The following is a 16,862-nucleotide window of genomic DNA, read 5'->3' on the forward strand; positions in this document are numbered from 1 at the left end:
CCGCGCCGGGCTAGTGGATAGCCTGCGCGCCATGTGGGGCCAGATGAGCCATGCTGAACGCTCGGTCTTCGGCATTATTGTGCTGTTGCCCCTCTGGTGGGGCATTGGCTTTGGTTATATTAGTTTGCTGTTGCTGGCCGGTCTGGCTGCTTCAGAACTGTGGCAGTTCGGGCGGATCCGTCTTAAAGCGCCGCGGCCCGAGGTGTGGGCGCTCTTTGCCTTTGGTGCCTACGTCACGGTCAATATGAATTTGCACGTTGAGAAGATCACGGGCAACTCGCTGCTTTCTCCGACGTTGCTGTGGATTGGTGGAGCGCTGGTGCTCTGGTACATCCAGAGCAACGATGTGCGCGTGCGCGTGCAAGTGGCTATCTGGGCCATCGCAGTGTTGATGGCTGAGGTGCTGGCGGTATGGCTGGTGGCGCACTTTGTAATTGGAGAAAGCAGCTTACCGATCATGCGCTCACTGACCGGTCTGCTGCTTTCTAAGCAGGAGCGTTATGTCGAAGGGCTGGGCGACACGAATTACCTGCGGTTATTTGACGCCGAGGACGGTACAAGTTTTCTGGGTACGCCGCGCTACGCGGCCTTTTTTGGCCATCCTGAGTTTTTTGCCCAGGCTACGGCTTTTGTCTTCTTGCTTGGGCTGAGCGGGCGATCGCCTTGGCCGTTGCTGCTGGGCTCGGCCGCGGTGGTGGCACTTATCCTCGACGGTGCCCGCTCCTCGGTGGCGGTGCTGATAGCGGTTTTGGCTCTGCGCATGTTGTTGACGCTAGGTAAACATGGGGGTATCTGGGCGCTTTTCGCTTTGATTGCCGCGCTGAGTTTCGGGGCCCTTGCACTGCCTCCGGTGACCGAAGCACTGGTAACCACCTACGAGCGGACGGTCGACTCGACCAATAACCTGCGCAAGGCTTCTACCGAAGCCCGTTCGCTACTTTATGGGCGAACTTTCGAGAGCTTGGGGGACGCGCCGATTTTTGGCCACGGTATTCCAGGCCGTACCGTTGTACCTGGCTACGAGCCTGCAAAGGTTGGAAGCCACAGTTTTTTACTAGGTGCACTGCTCTACTGCAATGGTCTGGCAGGAACACTGCTTTTTGGAATCTTTGCGGTGACTTTCATGCGCTGGCTCTGGCGTACCCGCGCCGACCGTCCGGACTGCGTGTGGTGGACACTACTGCTTTTTATGATCCTGGCGTCCGTGGTGGCCTTTGACTTCACTCGCATGGCCATCCTGCTGCTGTGCACGATGCTTTCGTTGGACCGCGGGCGCACAGAAACAGACGAGGCAATGTGGGCCGTCAAGCAATTCCCTCGGACTCAACAGAAACTGGCTGCAAGTAGGTAGTGAACGATGTACTTTTGACATCTTGGAGTACACAATGAGCACTCAAAGTCCTTCCTCCCACTCGCCAATATCGAGCCAACCGCTAGTCAGCATCATCATCTGTAACTACAATTTTGGCCATCTGATTGGCCAGGCTATTGACAGTGCCCTGAAGCAAACCTATCGTAACTGCGAAATTGTGGTGGTGGACGACGCTTCGACCGATCACTCGGTTGAAGTCATTCGCTCCTATGGCGATCAAGTTCGTCCCATCTTTCTTGAGAAAAACAGCGGGCAGGCCGAAGCTTTCAATACTGGTCTGCGCAATAGCCGCGGAGAGATCGTTTGTTTTCTCGATTCAGACGATCGCTACTACGAAAACAAGGTTGAGCGTGTAGTCGAAGCCTTCGGTGAGCATCCAGAGTGGGTGCAAGTGTCCCACTCATGGGTGACTGTCGATGCCGAAGATACCAAGATAGGCTACGGTGCCAAAAGTCTGGTGCAAGGAGATGTGCGTCGTATGCTGCTTACCTGGGGCCGCTATCCGTGCGCCATCACATCTGCCCTGTCCTATCGCCGTAGTGTGCTGGACAAAATTCTGCCGATACCTAACCGGCAAGTGTGGGTTTGTGGCCGTTCATACGACGGGGGGGCCGATTGCTACTTGGTAGCGGTTGCTCCTTTTCACGGCCAAGTGGGCTTTGTCAAAGAGCCGTTGATGTACTACCGCATTCACGGCAAAAACAGGCGTAGCCGCAGCAAGAATTTTGAGCACGCTGTGCATTGTTACAAAGCGGTTGGACAGTTTGTCAACGACGCCGCCAAGCAAACCGGGGTGGCGGGCCGCTTCGATATCAGTCGTGACGGCCAGTATCTGGCACTCCTCTCTCTTCACGAAGGTGCCTCCCAATGTTCGCTTTTGAAGATTGTGGCTTTGACCCTTGATGAGGCGAGGGGCACGGGTATGCGCCCCTGGGACGCCCTCAAGTGGATGCTACGCCGCTCGATCTGCGTCGTCTCCCCTAAGGATGGCAAGGAAGTTTTGCTGCTCGGATTAAGCAGCTTTATCCGCACCAAGCTTGCTGCTCAAGTTCCTGGGATGGCGCGCGCTTCCTCTACCCGCTCATGAGACGGGTAGCCTGATGGGAAACAAAATTGGCTGGATTAAACCCCTGCTCAACCGCCTGCCTTTGCGCGGACATCTGGCCAGAGGAGGAATGTGGCTGCTGAGTGCCTTTTTCTTCGAAAGGGGCTCTCAGTTTCTCATGCAGCTGTTGCTGGCCCGGTTACTCTCGCCGAACGAATTCGGGTTGTGGGCAATGGTGCTGGTGCTTACCAACTTTTCACGGCTTTTTCGTGACGGGGCGGTAGGTTCAGTCCTGGTGCAGCGGGGGCTGGAGGACAAAAAGCTGGTCGATGCCGTCTACAGCCTTGGGGTGAACATTTCTTTCGGAATGTTCATTTTGCAGGCTCTGGCAGGGTTTCCGCTGTCGCTGTTTTTTGATCAACCCTTGCTGTGGCCGCTGACAGCTTTTCACGCGCTGGTGTTTTTGATTAACGCCGGCACTGGTGCCCACGACGCGGTCATGTTGCGTCAGCAGCGATTCAAGGATATAGCCATCAGCGACAGTGCAGCAGGGGCCTCCCGCCTGCTGGGCGCTGCCATCTGTGCACTGTGCGGAGGAGGTGTCTGGTCCTTTGCGGTGGCTGAAGTCGCTTACGCCTGCACCGATGCCGTCACCCGTAGGCGCATGAGTGGCTATCGTTTCGCTTATGCCTTTAAGCCCGATCCTGAGGCGCTCAAAGAAGTGCGGCGTTTTATTACCGGCATGCTTGGCATCAGCATGGCCGCCCAAGCCAACACCAGCGGCGACAATCTGGTCATCGGCCGCTTGCTTGGAGCCCAGGCGCTCGGCTACTACAACGTCGCCTACCAACTGGCGATGGTGCCGGTTTTTGCTGCAGCAAAGACCAACCGCGTCCATTTCTCGGCCCTCTCAAGAATGGAGCCTGCCGAGTGCCGGCCCTACGTGGTACGGGCCATCGAACAGTACGGTCTGATTGCCGCCCCGATCAACGCCCTTTCCTTTGTGCTGGCCCCCTGGCTGATTCCGTTTCTCTACGGAGCGGACTGGGTCGATGCAATCAAGGTCTTTCAACTGGTCCTGGTCTTTGCCTACGTGCGGGGGACGATGCAAATATTGGGCACTTCCCTGACCGCCGCCGGCAAACCGGGGATCAATGCCCGGATCAACTGGGCGTTGGTACCGCTTTCAATCCCGGCCTATCTTGCCGGTGCGTGGCTGGGAGGCATCCAGGGGGTGGCCCTGGCGGTGGCGGTGGTCATGGGGCCAGCTGCGTTGGTCTGGTTCTGGTTAGCCGTCTGCCGAACCAACGGCTGGCGTTTGGGCGACCTGGCAAGGCCTATTTTATTGCCGCCCGCAGTGGCTGTGCTTGCAGTCGCTTCCACCTGGCTAGTGACGTTGCCGATAGCCCTTGAGGCGTTAATGATGCTGGCGTTCTATCTCGTATCGGTGACGGGGTTACTCATCCGTCTGCCCAAATTGCGGGGCCAAGACAAAGCTTACATCCAACAAGATCTGGCCAACACTACCTCCAAGCATTAGAACTATGGAAACCCTTACTCGCAAGCCCGAGGTACGCAACCTCCAAATGCAGCAAGCCGTCAAGCGTCTGCTTGATTTAGCCGGTGCCGCACTAGGTTTGCTACTTTTTGCACCGATCTTCGCCTATATCGCCTTGCGAATCCGGCTCGATTCGCCTGGGCCGATCTTTTTTCGGCAGCAGCGCATGGGTCTGGGCGGCCAGTACTTTCACGTCTGGAAGTTCCGGACGATGGTCACCGACGCGGAGACCCAACTGGCCCGCCTCGAAAAATTCAACGAGTCCGAAGGCGGAGTGTTGTTCAAAATGAAAAACGATCCTCGCGTTACTTCCTTTGGGCAGTTTCTGCGCCGCACCAGCCTCGACGAGTTGCCTCAGCTGATTAACGTCTTGCTGGGACAGATGAGCTTGGTCGGTCCGCGGCCTCTACAGGAGCGTGATTGCCAGCGCGCCAGTGCGCTTTTCGATGCGCGCCGACTCGGTGCTCGCCTGTCGGTGCTGCCTGGGATGACTGGTCTGTGGCAGGTAGGTGGCCGCAGCGAATTGAGTTTTGAGCAGATGCTGGATCTCGATTTACAGTACGCAGAAACCTGGTCGTTGCGCCTTGATCTGGTCATTCTCTGGAAAACCGTTCAGGTTGTTTTGGTCAAGCGGGGAGCGTATTGATAGCGGCAAATATTGCCCTTCTGGAAGGACAGACATGCTGACGCAGAAACAACGAGCAGATGGCCGTACACGCGAACGGTACCGGGTGGCACTCATCCATACAAGTGCCGGAGTGATCTGGAGTGGGGGCTCGGAGATTTTCGCCATCGAGATGTCCCGGCGCCTCTCCGAATACTTCGATGTCGAGTTGCTCAGCGGCGAGCCGTGCGGCCCTCTGAGCACGCCCGTCGGCGCTGTCTCCCGCACTCGCTCTCGGGCTGTGTTTCGCCATCCGCTGCTTGCTCCACTGTGGCGGCGCTTTACGAACGTGCCTGAGCTGTGGTGGGAGTATCTAACTGGCTATTTTCCGACGGTTTCCCACTTGCTTAGAAAACCGGCCGACCTAGTCTTTCCCATCAACGGGTTGGGGGGGTTGGCGGCCGCCTGGACCGTGCGTGCCTTGATCGGCACGCCGCTGCTTTACACTGAGCATTGCGGCTTGTTGCGCAACGGTCGTGATCTACGGCGCAGCCTGGACTTTCGTCCGGATCGCCTGATTGCCCTTTCGACGGAGATTGCCGAGTTCGCTCGCCGACACCGGCCACAGCAGCCGGTAGCGGTGATTCCCAACGGTATCGATCTGGCTCGCTTTCGTCCGGAGGGCGAGTGCATCGAGCTTGGCCTGCCTGCGCCAGTGGTTTTGTGCGTCGCTTCTTTGCGCAAAGACGGCCACAAGCGCGTCAATCTAGCCATCGAAGCGGTTTCCCGCTTGCCAGGGGTCAGCTTGCTCATCTGCGGCGACGGCCTGGATCGCCCCTACTACAGCGCCCTAGCCGAGCGCTTGCTTGGGGCTGGGCGTTCTCGCATCGACTCGTTCCCGTTCGAGCAGATGCCGGCGGTCTATCGTTCGTGTCAGGCGTTTACCTTACCCTCGGTCGACGAACCCTGGGGGCTGGCTTACGTGGAGGCCATGGCCTCGGGGCTAGGGGTAGTTGCAACCGACGATGCCATGCGCCGCCATATTGTCGCAGATGCCGGTTTGCTGTGCGATGTCACGGACATCGACACATACGCCCGCTGCCTTAGGCAGGTACTTGCTGAAAATTGGCAGGAGCGCGCCTTGCGCAGCTCCCGCCGGTTTGGATGGGACCGGTTGGCTATCGACTACCGTGATGCCATCGTCGAGACCATCCAGGTGAAGCAAACCGCCTCCAAAAAAGCAGCGGATTGAGCGATGGTCCTCGCCTCACGGCAAGTCGATAACACGCCAATCCGGCGATTGGCGGTACCAGTTGGTATAGCCCATCTCGCGATTGTTCACCTGCGCGCCGTTCCAGGGGGCGTAGGCGTCCACCCACCAGTCGGCACCCAACTGCACCAGGGCCGGTCCACTGATTTTCATCCGCCCCTCGACGCGGCAGCCGCTGACGGTGTCCTGCGGCGACCAGGAAGCCCGCGGAGTGTTCATGTACCAGTGAAAAATTTTGTCGGGATGCTGGGAAAGTTTCAACACGACCGAGTCGTTCTGGGCGTTGTAGGTGTAGGGCATCGGCTCGGTCTCGCGGATGCTGTACCAACCCGAGCGCACGTACAGATGTCCATAGACCGAACCTTGATCGTCGGCGAGGAGCTTCTCGGTGCCGTTGATCGTGCACCAGAGTTTCATGTAGTCGATCTCGACGGTGGCTTCACCAGTTTTGCTGGTATCGACGATCGCCTGTCCCCAGTAGGTGATGGCCGTGAAACCGTCCGGGGGGGTGAGCGGTTCTTTGACGCAGGCGATGCGTTGGGGCACATCGCTCGGTACACCGGCGTCCGGCACGGTGAAGTCGTTGTAGCTGGTGATTTTGCCTGCAAACGTGTCGATGGTCACTTTGCCGGTACTTGCCGTGCAGGGCACTTGGGTCCGCAGCTCATTATGGCTGATGTATTCCCAGCGCTCGGCGTAGCCTTTGCCGAAGGCAACGCCTCCGATACCACTCAAGTTGATGCCCTTGATGGTGATATCAGTGGCAGGGTAGGCCGAACCTTGCAAAGGCGTGATGCTGGTAATACTCGGAGGATCGCTGGTGAAGGTATTCGAACTGGTGACGCTGCCACCGGAGGTGGTTATGGTAATCTTGCCGGTAACGTTGCCTACTTTGGTGGTGGCGGTTAGCTGAGAACTCGAATCGTAGGTAAAAGGAAGGTAAACGTTGCCGATCTTGAACGATTGCACTCCCTCGAAATTCGCTCCTTTAACCACTACTTTTGTTTCCGGTGGACCGCCGGCGGGCGAAAAGCTGCTGATGCTGGGCTTGGCGATGGTTACGGTGAAGGAGTTTGAACTGGTGAGACTGCCCGAAGATGCCTTCACCGTAATTTTGCCTGTCTCGGCGTTGGAGTTAATAGTGGCTGTTATCGTGCTGTCGGAAGTTTGTGTAAAGCTTACATTGCCTCCGCCAAATTGGACTGAGGAGACATCTTTGAAGCCTGAACCGTCGATGGTCACCGTTGTACCAATTGGACCACTTGAGGGTGAAAAACCAGAAATACCCGCCGCAAGCGCGCGCGAGCCGAGTTCTGGTAGACCCAGCAGTACCAATAGTGTGTAGAACAAAGCGCAATATGAGAGAATTGGCACTGGTCTGAACAGTTGAAGGTAATACATAACTATCTCCATGTCTCCGCTATCGGGGTGCTTCGGGTGGCATTACTGCGTAAAGTCTGCGCCAAGCGCAACACGTGGAGCCTTCAAAGCATTTAAGTTAAAGTCCTTGAAGGGGATCCTCACGCGCGAATGAAAAATACAAGCTGCCAGCAGACTGTGACATTCATCTCACGAAATCATTGCGATGTAAAACAAAATCCACTGTACAGGTGAGCCAATCAACCCAGATGAAAGCTGTGCCGTACCATACGACACGACTGGATCCTGGAGGATATACGATGCGTTCCGTACGCGGGTGCAGGCGTCTTTGGTCTTGCATCGGTATTTGCCGGCCCTTTCTGCCACATTGTTCCCAGTAGTTATACAAATTCAGTGAGGAGGCGGTGAGCCCAGTGAAGCGAATGTTTCCCCATCTGCAAAATTATGTACGGATGGTTAGAAAGGTTCTTGTCAGTGCTGCAAGCATTCGGCAACAGCCGCACAACCGATTCACCTCCGATGGGTACGAGGTGATTCCCGATTTTTTGAGTTCGGCCGAATCTCGGGAGATCATTGCATTTGCCCAAAGCTATGTACGAGGACATAGCTATGTGATCCCCCCGCAACACTACTGCGAGGATGAGCAAGATGGTGGGAAGTGCTACATGCATCATCGAGCTGAAAGCACCGATATAAACCTCGGCATGGTGCAGTTTATCAATGTTCAGAAACTGGATGAGCGCTACAGCCGCTTGCTGTATTCTGTCAAGACAATGCTTGAGAAGCGTACCGGCGAGACGCTGGTGGCCCAAAGCGCCGTCGTTCAACTGGACATGCCCGACCAGCAAACTAAGCGCCGATTGCACACCGACGGCCTGACCGTTCGGTATAAAGCTTTTTTGTACCTCAGCGATGTTCAAAACATCGACGACGGGCCGTACACGGTCATCGCCCACTCCCACAGGCACGTTGCTCGTAAACTTCTCAATCTGTTTTACGTCCGCTGGCGTTCACTCGGTTGGAGTCGAGAAAAAGTCAGCCGTTCCGACCAGTTCGGTGATATGGCGCTTTTCTACAATGAAAAGCAAACGATACCCATCCTTGGGCAGGCGGGCACGTTGATTCTTTCAAATCAACTGATTGTCCACCAGGGTGGATACAACACAAATCCGCGCTGGGCGCTGATTTTGCATTACATTCCTAGTAAGTTTTGGGATGGAAAGCCGTTCGACATGTACCAGAAAGATGTAGGATCACAAGGGTATCCCGACCAGCAAATGCTGGCGGAGGCATAGATACCTACAGACAGATTGATGGTCAATGAGAAATAGTGAGCTTGGCGTGAACCAGCCTGCTACGACTTTGGAGGGATGCGTATGTTGATTAGAAATCGTTGCCGATACTTGGTGGCCGTGCGCATGTCGGTGCTGACAGCGGGGTTGCTGGCGCTTGCTACTCTGGTGAGCTCCCCCGCCGCCAAAGCAAGCGGTAAGCTAAGTGTGAGAACTCCAGACTCTGAAATTGTCAACAATCGTGTGGTTTTCAGCACAGTCGACGAAGAGATTCGCTCCCCAAAATCGGTGACTTTGACAAACTCAGGCCTGGAACCTCTGACAATCAGCAGTCTTGTCCTCGGAGATTCGGATGAGATCGTCAATGCGGCGAACGGTCGCAGCGGAGACTACAAAAGAGCGGGCGACTTTCAGATACTGAATGCACCTGCTTTGCCTTTGGTGCTCGCACCGAACGCGTCACTCGAGCTATCGATTCAGTTTGCTCCCCAGCGTGGTTCGGGAATCATCCAGAACAGTTCTACGCATTCGACCAATGCCGAGAACTATGCGACGTTGAGTGTTAGTACTGATGACCCGGCACAGCCGATCTTCAAGATCCCGCTTGCAGGCCTCAACGCCGTTGGTTATGAGGGCAACAACGAGCCGGCGGCGGCGGAAATCTCGCGAAGCTTCGGCTGGAGCACCGTCATCGGCACCGAACTGCTCAAGATTGGTGGTGATAAAGCCCTCGTCGGTGAAGAACTTTACTCGCCTTACTGGGTTCGCGCCGATGCGAGCAAGCCTCTGCTCGCTTGGCCCCTTGCCAGGTATGCGGCGCGCAAAACCGGTTTGCAAGGCTACACAAAACTTCGGCCGAAATCTGGAGGAACCGATAACCAGATTTTGGTCTTTGAAGGCGGCAGCGACGAAAGCGGTGGTGAAAACCAGCGGTTGCTTCCGAAAATTTCGGTCGATGGGACCGACGTCGCCCCGACGGCTGGCACCATTGGGCGGTTTCCGAACGGCCCTTTCGGCATCAAGCTCGACAACGCTTACATCAATGATGCACAGAATACCCCTGACCAGCCCCACAACTGGCGCATATTCCCCGTGCGCGACAAAAATGGGGCGCTTGTGCCGAACCATTGGTATGGGATCGTCGACCCTGGTAATAAAAATCCCACCCCCGAATCGGGCAAGAATTACGACTATCAGGACGGCGTTTTCCTGCTTGCTAATGTAAGGCCGGAAAGCGCGTCGCTCAACCCTGCAACGCCCGGCCTAACGCCCGGCAACTCTGCTTTGATTCTCTTTTTTCGCTCGGCCGTGTCCGGCACCCTCACGGATGTCAACGGAGCGGGTCTGGGGTTTACCAGCACCCAGCGCAACAACAACGATACCTTCACTAGCACCCCTTCCTACAATGCGGGGTTGCTCCGCCTGAGCACCGCAAATACCGGCACGCTAGTCTTAACAACAGCTGACAGCAGCCCCAGCCGAACGGACAACAATCTTGTCAACGGTCTGCAACTAGCCTTTGACGGCAGAAGTGTACCTTTTACTGCCTCTGCTAAAATCCTAGGCCCGCTGTCCCAAATTGCGGTGCCGCCTTATCAGCAGGCAGGCATCTTTACAGGCCCCGATCAAGATAATTTCATCAAACTCGTAGCCAGGGCCACGGACACAAACACGATAGGTATCGAATTCTACCAGGAGCGACGAGCAGTGGGTACGACCATCAGTACTGTCTCGCTCGCTAACCCCTCGACCCTACAGTCGCTGGAGTTGTACCTGACGGCTGATCCCAACGGTTCCACCATCAGGTCGGCCTACCGCGCCGTTTATGCGGATTTAGACACGGGTGTGGTGAATCTGCCTGGAACCGTTACTCTGGCAGGTGGCGACAAAGGCCGCTACTTCGACTTGCAGAGCAAAGCCGGGATCATGGCATACAGCAAGGATTCTCCATCCATCCAGATTGTTTACGATAATTTCCAGGTTCTCAAGGCTAATCCCTGAGCTTGGCGTACAGGTCAAGTCATCGCTTGTAGCGACGCACGAGGACGACCGGTAATCTGCACCGGTCGTCCTTTCGAACGACAAGGCTCCAATCCAGGTAGACCTGAAGCTTGAAGCTGAAAAAAATTGCTCAACCGCTTGGTGCAAACCCATGTTGCCAACAGTACTGAATGTTTCTCAAAACTATTTCATTCGGGGAGGCTCAGACCGATATTTTTTCAGTCTGGGAGAGTTGCTGGAAAAATGGGGGCATCAGGTCATTCCATTTGCAGCCCGCCAACCAGAAAATTGCGAGACCCCCTGGGCACATTACTTTCCGGAACCGATTAACTTCACATCCCCTTCCGCAAGGGATCTTCTCCGCTTCGTGCACTCAAAACCAGCTGCAGATGCCTTGAGTCGCCTGCTTGGCGAGCACCGACCGGCGATTGCCCACCTGCACATCTACTACGGGCAACTGACCACATCGATTCTGCGGCCGTTGAAAGAGGCGGGGATCCCCATAGTGCAGACGCTGCACGAGTACAGGCTGGTCTGTCCGGTATCGACGCTGATGTCCGCCGACGGTCAGCTATGCCAGAGCTGCAACGGCAAAGATTTCTGGCAAGCCGTGGCAAAGCGGTGCAATCGGGGATCGCTGAGCCGCTCGTTGCTCAGTGCCGCCGAGTTGTATTACTCTCACGCCCTCGGCGGTGTCATCGACAAAGTCGATCGGTTCATCACCGTCAGCCATTTTCAAAGACGAAAACTGGCCGAATTGGGAATCCCGGCGCACAAGATGGTGACAGTACACAACTTTGTCGATGTTTCAAACATTCCCGTCAACCCCGGCAAGGGCGACTATTTTCTGTACTTTGGCCGCCTTGAGCGCTTGAAAGGGATCTTCACGCTCATTGAGGCGGCCGCACCACTGACAGAAGTACCGCTGTTGATCGTGGGCGATGGCGAGGCCCGTGAGGAGGTCGAAGCCACTGTGGCCCGCAGAGGCCTCTCCCACATCCGCGTCCTCGGGCCGAAGCGAGGCCGAGAACTGCAACAACTTATCGCAGACAGTTTGTGCTGCGTGCTGCCGTCGGAGTGGTACGAAAACTGCCCAATGGCCGTGCTGGAAGCGTATGCCCACAGCCGACCTCAGATCGGTGCCGACATCGGCGGAATCCCCGAATTGATCGAAGATGGCACCGACGGACTGCTCTTCGCACCCGGCGATAGTGAACACCTGCGCGAGTGCTTGCTTGCCATGGCCCGCGATCGGCGCAGGGCAATGGAGATGGGTCTGGCGGGAAGGCAGAAAATCGAGCGGTATTTCAGTCAAAATCACCACTACGAACAGATTGTCGGCGTCTACAACGATTTGATGGGCGCAAAGGTGCCCGTTCCGCGTTAAATGCTTTGTATTGCAAACATCGCCGCAGCGATCGTTTGCGGCGTCAATCCAGCAATTGAATCGCAAAGGTGTCCTCCCTATGGCTGTTCAGCAAATCGCACCAATCGTCAAAACCGAAGCGGGTGTATTGCCAAATCTGGTCATCGCCGGAGTTGTCAAAGGCGGCACGACCTCGGTGTTTACCTATCTGTCCCAACACCCGGACATTTGTCCTTCGAGTAAGAAGGAAACGTGCTACTTCTTACCCGTTCGATACGGTGGTGAACCGGCACCCGTTACCGAATATCTTCTCAATTTCAAGCGATACCGGACAGAACGCTACGTGATGGAAGCAACGCCTGGTTATTTTGAAGGAGGGTACAAACTCGCTAGTTTGATGAGACAGCAACTTGGTCAAGCCAGGATTGTCATGATCTTGCGCGAGCCAGTCGAGCGGTTGTTCTCGTTTTATAACTATCAGAAGGCAATGCTCAATATCAGCAAAGATATGATCTTCGATCGTTATATTAAACTGTGCGAGAACATTCCCTACACTGAGGTCTGCAAGCAGACAAATGATCCTTACTGGGGTATTCAAGGCGGCTTCTATGCCAACTACATGAACGACTGGTTTGAAGTCTTTCCCGACTCAATTAGAGTGTTCTTTTTTGATCAAATTAAGCGTGATCCAGCGCTGCTGCTTGCGGAACTCTATGATTGGCTTGGCGTTGAGGCTGTCGTTCCTGAGACCCTCAGGGTGGAGAATAAAACCATCAGCTACAAAGTTGCGTTGCTGCACAAGGCGGCGCTCGCTTTTAATATGAAAGCCGAGCGAGTTTTGCGCTTGTTCCCCGATCTCAAAGACGCCGCTCGCAGGCTATACTTCACCCTCAACGGCCAGCCCTTTGAAGAAAGAATGTCCAGCAGAACGCGCTCCTACCTTGAATCTGTCTATGCACCCTACAACGAGCGCCTCGCCCATCAGCTTGCAAAGCGTGGATACAGTAATATGCCAACTTGGCTTGTCCCCCCGGCTTGATCCAGGGCATCTACACGTTGTTGGCCTCGGTTGAAGGCCGCTGCGCAGAGTGTTGCCTGCCTAATTCCACCCAAGGATTTCACCGGAGAGCATCGATGAAAAATCCGCCCATTCGCTTGATGGTCGCTGGCGCCCACAAGGCCGGCACGACATCGCTAAAAGACTATCTAGGCCAACATCCAGACATCGCCACCCACGATCAAACAGAATATTGCGGCTTCCTTGCCGATGTACAGTACGCCAAGGGCTACGATGCCACCTTCAGGCAGTACTTCCCGGAAGCGAGCCCAGGGCACTCGACGATCATCGCCAAGTGCATCGAGGTGATGTACCAGCCGAAGATGGTCCAGCGCCTGTACGAACACAATCCCGACTGCCGGATTGTGCTGTTGCTGCGCCATCCCATCGACCGTGCCTACTCCGCCTACTGGTACTTGCGCTGCAAGGCCTGGGAAGAGTCGCCTTCCTTCGAGCAAGCTCTGGCGGAGGAGCCCGAGCGGCTGCGCAGCAACAACATCCGGGTATTCTCGGGAGCCTACCTCAACCGCAGCACTTACTACAAACATTTGGCCAATCTCTACAACACGTTCGGAGAGCACCGCGTCCAAGTCTTCCTGGTGGACGATTTGAAGAAAGATCCCGCCGCAGTATGCCGCAAGATCTTTGAAGCGGCCGGGGTCGATGGGGCGTTTACACCTTCATTTGAGCGGCGTTCAAACGCTGCTGCCCTGTCGCGATCGGTGGAACTGACCAAGATGATGACCTCCGACAACGACCATTTCCTCAGGGCGATGATCAGGCCCTTTCTACCTTCAAAGCTGCGCTACACCATCCGCAAAGCCCTGCTTAGCCTCAATGAGAAACCGTTTACTCCGCCGCCGATGAAACCCGAGACTCGGCAACGCCTTATTGAGTATTTTCTCCCCCACAACGGCGCCCTCAGTTCGATGCTTGATCGACCGCTGCACAGTTGGAATCGTTGACGATTTGTCCTTGGCTGATTCTGTAGTCCGTGCGCCCCCGGCAGCTATTGCCGAGGGCGCACTTAACCAATTGCAGGCTGTTGCTTATCATTTCAGGAGTTGTCCGAATGAAAATTGCGTTTTGCGGGACTCGGGGTCTGCCTGCCAAGTACGGCGGTTTCGAGACCGCTGTGCAGGAAATTACTTCCCGGCTTGCAGCCGACGGCGTCGAGTGTGAAGTGTTTTGTCGCGGGCACATGTACAAGCAGCAACCGGCCGCTTACGAGGGACGAACACTCGTTTACGTACCCGGTTCGACCAACCGAAGCCTAGACACGTTTGTCTCCTCTATCCAGACGGGTTTGCACCTGCTGTCAAACCGCAAGCAGTACGATTATGTCTTCTGGTTCAACAACGCTAATCTACCGGGCATCTTGATGACCCTCTTTACGGGCATTCCGATGAGCGTCAATACCGACGGACTCGAATGGCGGCGACCGAAGTGGTCTCTGCCATTTAAGCTCTACTATTTTGGGGCGTCGGCCATCATTGCGAAGCTATGCAACTTGATTTCGGACTCTCGGGAGTTGAGTATTTATTATCGCAAGCGTTTTGGTGCGAGTTCCGTTTTCATCCCCTATGGTGTGCCGCAATTGCCGCAGGTGTCCTCCGTACGGGCGGCCGAAATTCTTAAGCAGTACGGCGTGGAGCCGGGCAAGTATTCGCTTCAGATCACCCGCATTGAGGCAGACAATCTGCCGGTGGAGGCTGCCGAAGGGTTTGTCGATTCAGGTCTGAGCCGGGAAGGATACAAGCATTTGGTGATCGGCTATAGCCACGACACTCCCTACAGTTTGAGGCTGAAGGAATTGGCTGCCCGCCACGGCGAACATGTTCTGGTTTGTAAAGCGGTTTACGATGCTGATGTGGTGACGGTACTGCGACGCTACTGTGCTCTTTACATCCACGGAAACTCCGTTGGCGGCACCAATCCCGCCTTGCTTGAAGCGATGCAGCTGTGCCCGCGGGTGCTGGCCATTGACACTCCGTTCAGCCGAGAGACCCTAGGCGAGTTGGGGGAGTTCTTTACCGTTGGGACGCTCGCCTCCGACTTCCGACGCACCATCGCCGCTTCGGATCACAGCAAGCAACTGCGCCAGCGCATTGAGCAGTTGTACGATTGGGACGCTGTTGCAGATGCCTACGTGGCTCTGGCCACCGGCAACACGATGGCTGTCAAGCAACCGTCACTGCTCAACAGCGGCAAGGTCTAGATGAGGCTGACTTCCTGCATTGCGGACTTTTCGTCAATAGGTTTGCACTGATACCGAGATGGTGGCAATGGGGAGAGAGACAAACACTGTTCGCCCACGGCAGATGGTTGCACCGGCTGCACACACCATCGTCACGCTTTGCTTGGCAGTTTTGCTATTTAGCACTGCCCCCCGGCCGGTGCAAAGCCAGGTGCTGACGCCCAGAGCGACGGGCAACGAACGCCAGCTTCCTCCCGACTACTTTGGATACAACGGTGCCAACTTCCTTGGAGAAGTAGCCTGGGACGATTCCGCCTTGATAAGGGCGTTGGTACCACTCAAACCTGCACTTTTGCGTTATCCGGGAGGAACAGAATCCAATTATTGGAACTGGAAGGTGGGGTGGTTTGTTACTGGCTTTCCGATGCCCAACTACCTGCGGCAACTGAAGCCTCGCTCGGTACGTCTCGAGAACTTTCAGGCGTCAATTAGGGCAACTGGTGCGGTTCCGGTTTATGTCCTCAACTTGCTGAGTTCAGATCTCGAAACCCAGCTTGGGTCGCTGCGGGAGGCGAAGGGGCTTGGGTTGCCTGTCAAGTATGTCGAGCTTGGCAACGAGTTCTATATCGGCAGTGCCGACCACAAGTCCAAGTTTCCGACTGCCGCCGCTTACGCTCAGGAGGCAAACCGCTGGACAGCAGCAATCAAGAAAGAGTTTCCCGAAGCAAAAGTGGCTTCTGTGGCTGCTCCTCCTAAGCGCGTTCGCGACCGTCGCTGGCTTGGGTGGAATGCTGATCTGCTGTCGACTTTGCAAGGTGGGGACGCCCTGACCCTGCACCATTACTACGGTACGGGTCTTTCCGACCCCTATCGCCGTTCGCAACGCTCCCGATCGTTGCGCTATTCCGCCACTGAGATCGCCAGCATTCTTGGCACGCCATTTGTGGCCTGGAACGAACTGCGCACAGAGGGCATTGGTTCGCTCCCGGTGGGGCGCGAGATCTGGATCACCGAGTACAACCTGTTCGATAGAAGCCAGCCGCTGGCTGGCACATGGGTCCACGGTCTGGGTGTGACAGTGACGACGCTGCTGTTTATCGATGAACCTAGAATCACCCATGTTCTTTGCCATACGCTACTGGGCAATGCCCTGTTTGCGAGCATCTTCAGCAACGAGCGGGGTTTTCTGGTGCCGACTGATTTTACCCGGGCGGCGGCTCCACCCCAGTCGGTTCCCCTCGCACTGACTGCCACCGGCTCGGCGCTGAAACTTGTGGGCGCAGCGCTGGCCGGTAAGACCTTGGGACAAAAGCTCGATTTTCCAGGCGCCCCGACCATTCGGGCGGGCAGAGGCGCGGGCTACCCGTCGTTGCTTGGTTGGAGCTTCGGCGACGGCCGCAACCGGCAAGCGATTGTCGTAAATCTTGCATCCTCAACCCAGCAAATAACCACTGCCGCAGTGATTCCCCAAGGCAGTTTTGAGCAAGTCTCAGGCGATCCGTTGACCCTGGTGAGTAGCCCGGCATCTTTGCGCAAAACCTCTGGCGGGATCGCAAAGAACCTTGCTCTGCCGCCCTATTCGATCACTCGGTTCTCCTCTTGATACGCCAGTTAAAGCCGTCGAATCCCCCGCCTATCCAGCTCATCTTCAATAGCCAGCATCGAGCGACGACAGTCATCGACCAGTTCGGCCACGGTAACCGCGCCGTCGGTGATTCTC

Annotated in this window: 13 protein-coding genes; 12 read left to right on the forward strand and 1 reads right to left on the reverse strand. The window is 55.9% G+C overall.

Annotated features, from left to right (window positions below; all coding sequences use genetic code 11):
* Nucleotides 1-43: 43 nt before the first annotated feature.
* From GLL_RS02370 to GLL_RS02390, 5 genes are read left to right on the forward strand one after another with little or no spacing between them, the layout of a single operon-like run.
* Complete coding sequence (locus GLL_RS02370) at nucleotides 44-1,351, forward strand: O-antigen ligase family protein (RefSeq protein ID WP_231848350.1); 1,308 nt, start codon at nucleotides 44-46, stop codon at nucleotides 1,349-1,351.
* A 34-nt stretch (nucleotides 1,352-1,385) separates the two neighbouring features.
* Nucleotides 1,386-2,459, forward strand: a complete 1,074-nt coding sequence (locus GLL_RS02375) for a glycosyltransferase (protein WP_011140459.1) — start codon at nucleotides 1,386-1,388, stop codon at nucleotides 2,457-2,459.
* Between the two features lie 13 nt (nucleotides 2,460-2,472).
* Nucleotides 2,473-3,957 carry an oligosaccharide flippase family protein gene (locus GLL_RS02380; RefSeq protein ID WP_011140460.1) on the forward strand — a complete coding sequence of 495 codons (1,485 nt, stop codon included), beginning with the start codon at nucleotides 2,473-2,475 and terminating at the stop codon, nucleotides 3,955-3,957.
* Nucleotides 3,958-3,961: 4 nt separating this feature from the next.
* Nucleotides 3,962-4,621 (forward strand): sugar transferase, encoded by a 660-nt coding sequence (locus GLL_RS02385; protein WP_011140461.1) that lies wholly within the window; start codon nucleotides 3,962-3,964, stop codon nucleotides 4,619-4,621.
* 34 nt (nucleotides 4,622-4,655) lie between these two features.
* Nucleotides 4,656-5,831, forward strand: coding sequence for a glycosyltransferase family 4 protein (locus tag GLL_RS02390; protein ID WP_011140462.1), 1,176 nt, complete (start codon nucleotides 4,656-4,658; stop codon nucleotides 5,829-5,831).
* 15 nt (nucleotides 5,832-5,846) lie between these two features.
* Here GLL_RS02390 and GLL_RS02395 read toward each other — a convergent pair whose 3' ends face one another.
* The gene (locus GLL_RS02395) at nucleotides 5,847-7,262 is read right to left on the reverse strand and encodes an IPT/TIG domain-containing protein (protein WP_011140463.1); all 1,416 of its coding nucleotides are present in this window, start codon (nucleotides 7,260-7,262) and stop codon (nucleotides 5,847-5,849) included.
* Nucleotides 7,263-7,633: 371 nt separating this feature from the next.
* On the opposite strand from GLL_RS02395, the gene GLL_RS02400 reads away from it, so the two are divergent.
* The 7 genes from GLL_RS02400 (at nucleotide 7,634) to GLL_RS02430 (ending at nucleotide 16,745) form a co-directional block, all read left to right on the forward strand.
* Nucleotides 7,634-8,524, forward strand: coding sequence for a hypothetical protein (locus GLL_RS02400; RefSeq protein ID WP_011140464.1), 891 nt, complete (start codon nucleotides 7,634-7,636; stop codon nucleotides 8,522-8,524).
* Between the two features lie 123 nt (nucleotides 8,525-8,647).
* Complete coding sequence (locus GLL_RS02405; protein WP_164928524.1) at nucleotides 8,648-10,522, forward strand: hypothetical protein; 1,875 nt, start codon at nucleotides 8,648-8,650, stop codon at nucleotides 10,520-10,522.
* Between the two features lie 151 nt (nucleotides 10,523-10,673).
* The gene (locus GLL_RS02410) at nucleotides 10,674-11,909 is read left to right on the forward strand and encodes a glycosyltransferase family 4 protein (protein ID WP_011140466.1); all 1,236 of its coding nucleotides are present in this window, start codon (nucleotides 10,674-10,676) and stop codon (nucleotides 11,907-11,909) included.
* A gap of 79 nt (nucleotides 11,910-11,988) precedes the next feature.
* On the forward strand, nucleotides 11,989-12,927 hold the full coding sequence (locus tag GLL_RS02415; protein ID WP_011140467.1) for a sulfotransferase family protein: 939 nt from the start codon (nucleotides 11,989-11,991) through the stop codon (nucleotides 12,925-12,927).
* A 95-nt stretch (nucleotides 12,928-13,022) separates the two neighbouring features.
* On the forward strand, nucleotides 13,023-13,910 hold the full coding sequence (locus GLL_RS02420; protein WP_011140468.1) for a sulfotransferase domain-containing protein: 888 nt from the start codon (nucleotides 13,023-13,025) through the stop codon (nucleotides 13,908-13,910).
* 107 nt (nucleotides 13,911-14,017) lie between these two features.
* The gene (locus GLL_RS02425; protein ID WP_164928525.1) at nucleotides 14,018-15,163 is read left to right on the forward strand and encodes a DUF1972 domain-containing protein; all 1,146 of its coding nucleotides are present in this window, start codon (nucleotides 14,018-14,020) and stop codon (nucleotides 15,161-15,163) included.
* 103 nt (nucleotides 15,164-15,266) lie between these two features.
* Nucleotides 15,267-16,745, forward strand: a complete 1,479-nt coding sequence (locus GLL_RS02430; protein ID WP_164928526.1) for a hypothetical protein — start codon at nucleotides 15,267-15,269, stop codon at nucleotides 16,743-16,745.
* Nucleotides 16,746-16,862: the final 117 nt, after the last annotated feature.

It is taken from the genome of Gloeobacter violaceus PCC 7421, from assembly GCF_000011385.1.
GTDB lineage: Bacteria > Cyanobacteriota > Cyanobacteriia > Gloeobacterales > Gloeobacteraceae > Gloeobacter > Gloeobacter violaceus.

Coding starts and splice junctions, on each gene's coding strand:
- GLL_RS02370 (WP_231848350.1), top strand. CDS start 44: ATGAGCCATGCTGAACGCTCGGTCTTCGGCATTATTGTGCTGTTGCCC.
- GLL_RS02375 (WP_011140459.1), top strand. CDS start 1,386: ATGAGCACTCAAAGTCCTTCCTCCCACTCGCCAATATCGAGCCAACCG.
- GLL_RS02380 (WP_011140460.1), top strand. CDS start 2,473: ATGGGAAACAAAATTGGCTGGATTAAACCCCTGCTCAACCGCCTGCCT.
- GLL_RS02385 (WP_011140461.1), top strand. CDS start 3,962: ATGGAAACCCTTACTCGCAAGCCCGAGGTACGCAACCTCCAAATGCAG.
- GLL_RS02390 (WP_011140462.1), top strand. CDS start 4,656: ATGCTGACGCAGAAACAACGAGCAGATGGCCGTACACGCGAACGGTAC.
- GLL_RS02395 (WP_011140463.1), bottom strand. CDS start 7,262: ATGGAGATAGTTATGTATTACCTTCAACTGTTCAGACCAGTGCCAATT.
- GLL_RS02405 (WP_164928524.1), top strand. CDS start 8,648: ATGTCGGTGCTGACAGCGGGGTTGCTGGCGCTTGCTACTCTGGTGAGC.
- GLL_RS02410 (WP_011140466.1), top strand. CDS start 10,674: ATGTTGCCAACAGTACTGAATGTTTCTCAAAACTATTTCATTCGGGGA.
- GLL_RS02415 (WP_011140467.1), top strand. CDS start 11,989: ATGGCTGTTCAGCAAATCGCACCAATCGTCAAAACCGAAGCGGGTGTA.
- GLL_RS02420 (WP_011140468.1), top strand. CDS start 13,023: ATGAAAAATCCGCCCATTCGCTTGATGGTCGCTGGCGCCCACAAGGCC.
- GLL_RS02425 (WP_164928525.1), top strand. CDS start 14,018: ATGAAAATTGCGTTTTGCGGGACTCGGGGTCTGCCTGCCAAGTACGGC.
- GLL_RS02430 (WP_164928526.1), top strand. CDS start 15,267: ATGGTTGCACCGGCTGCACACACCATCGTCACGCTTTGCTTGGCAGTT.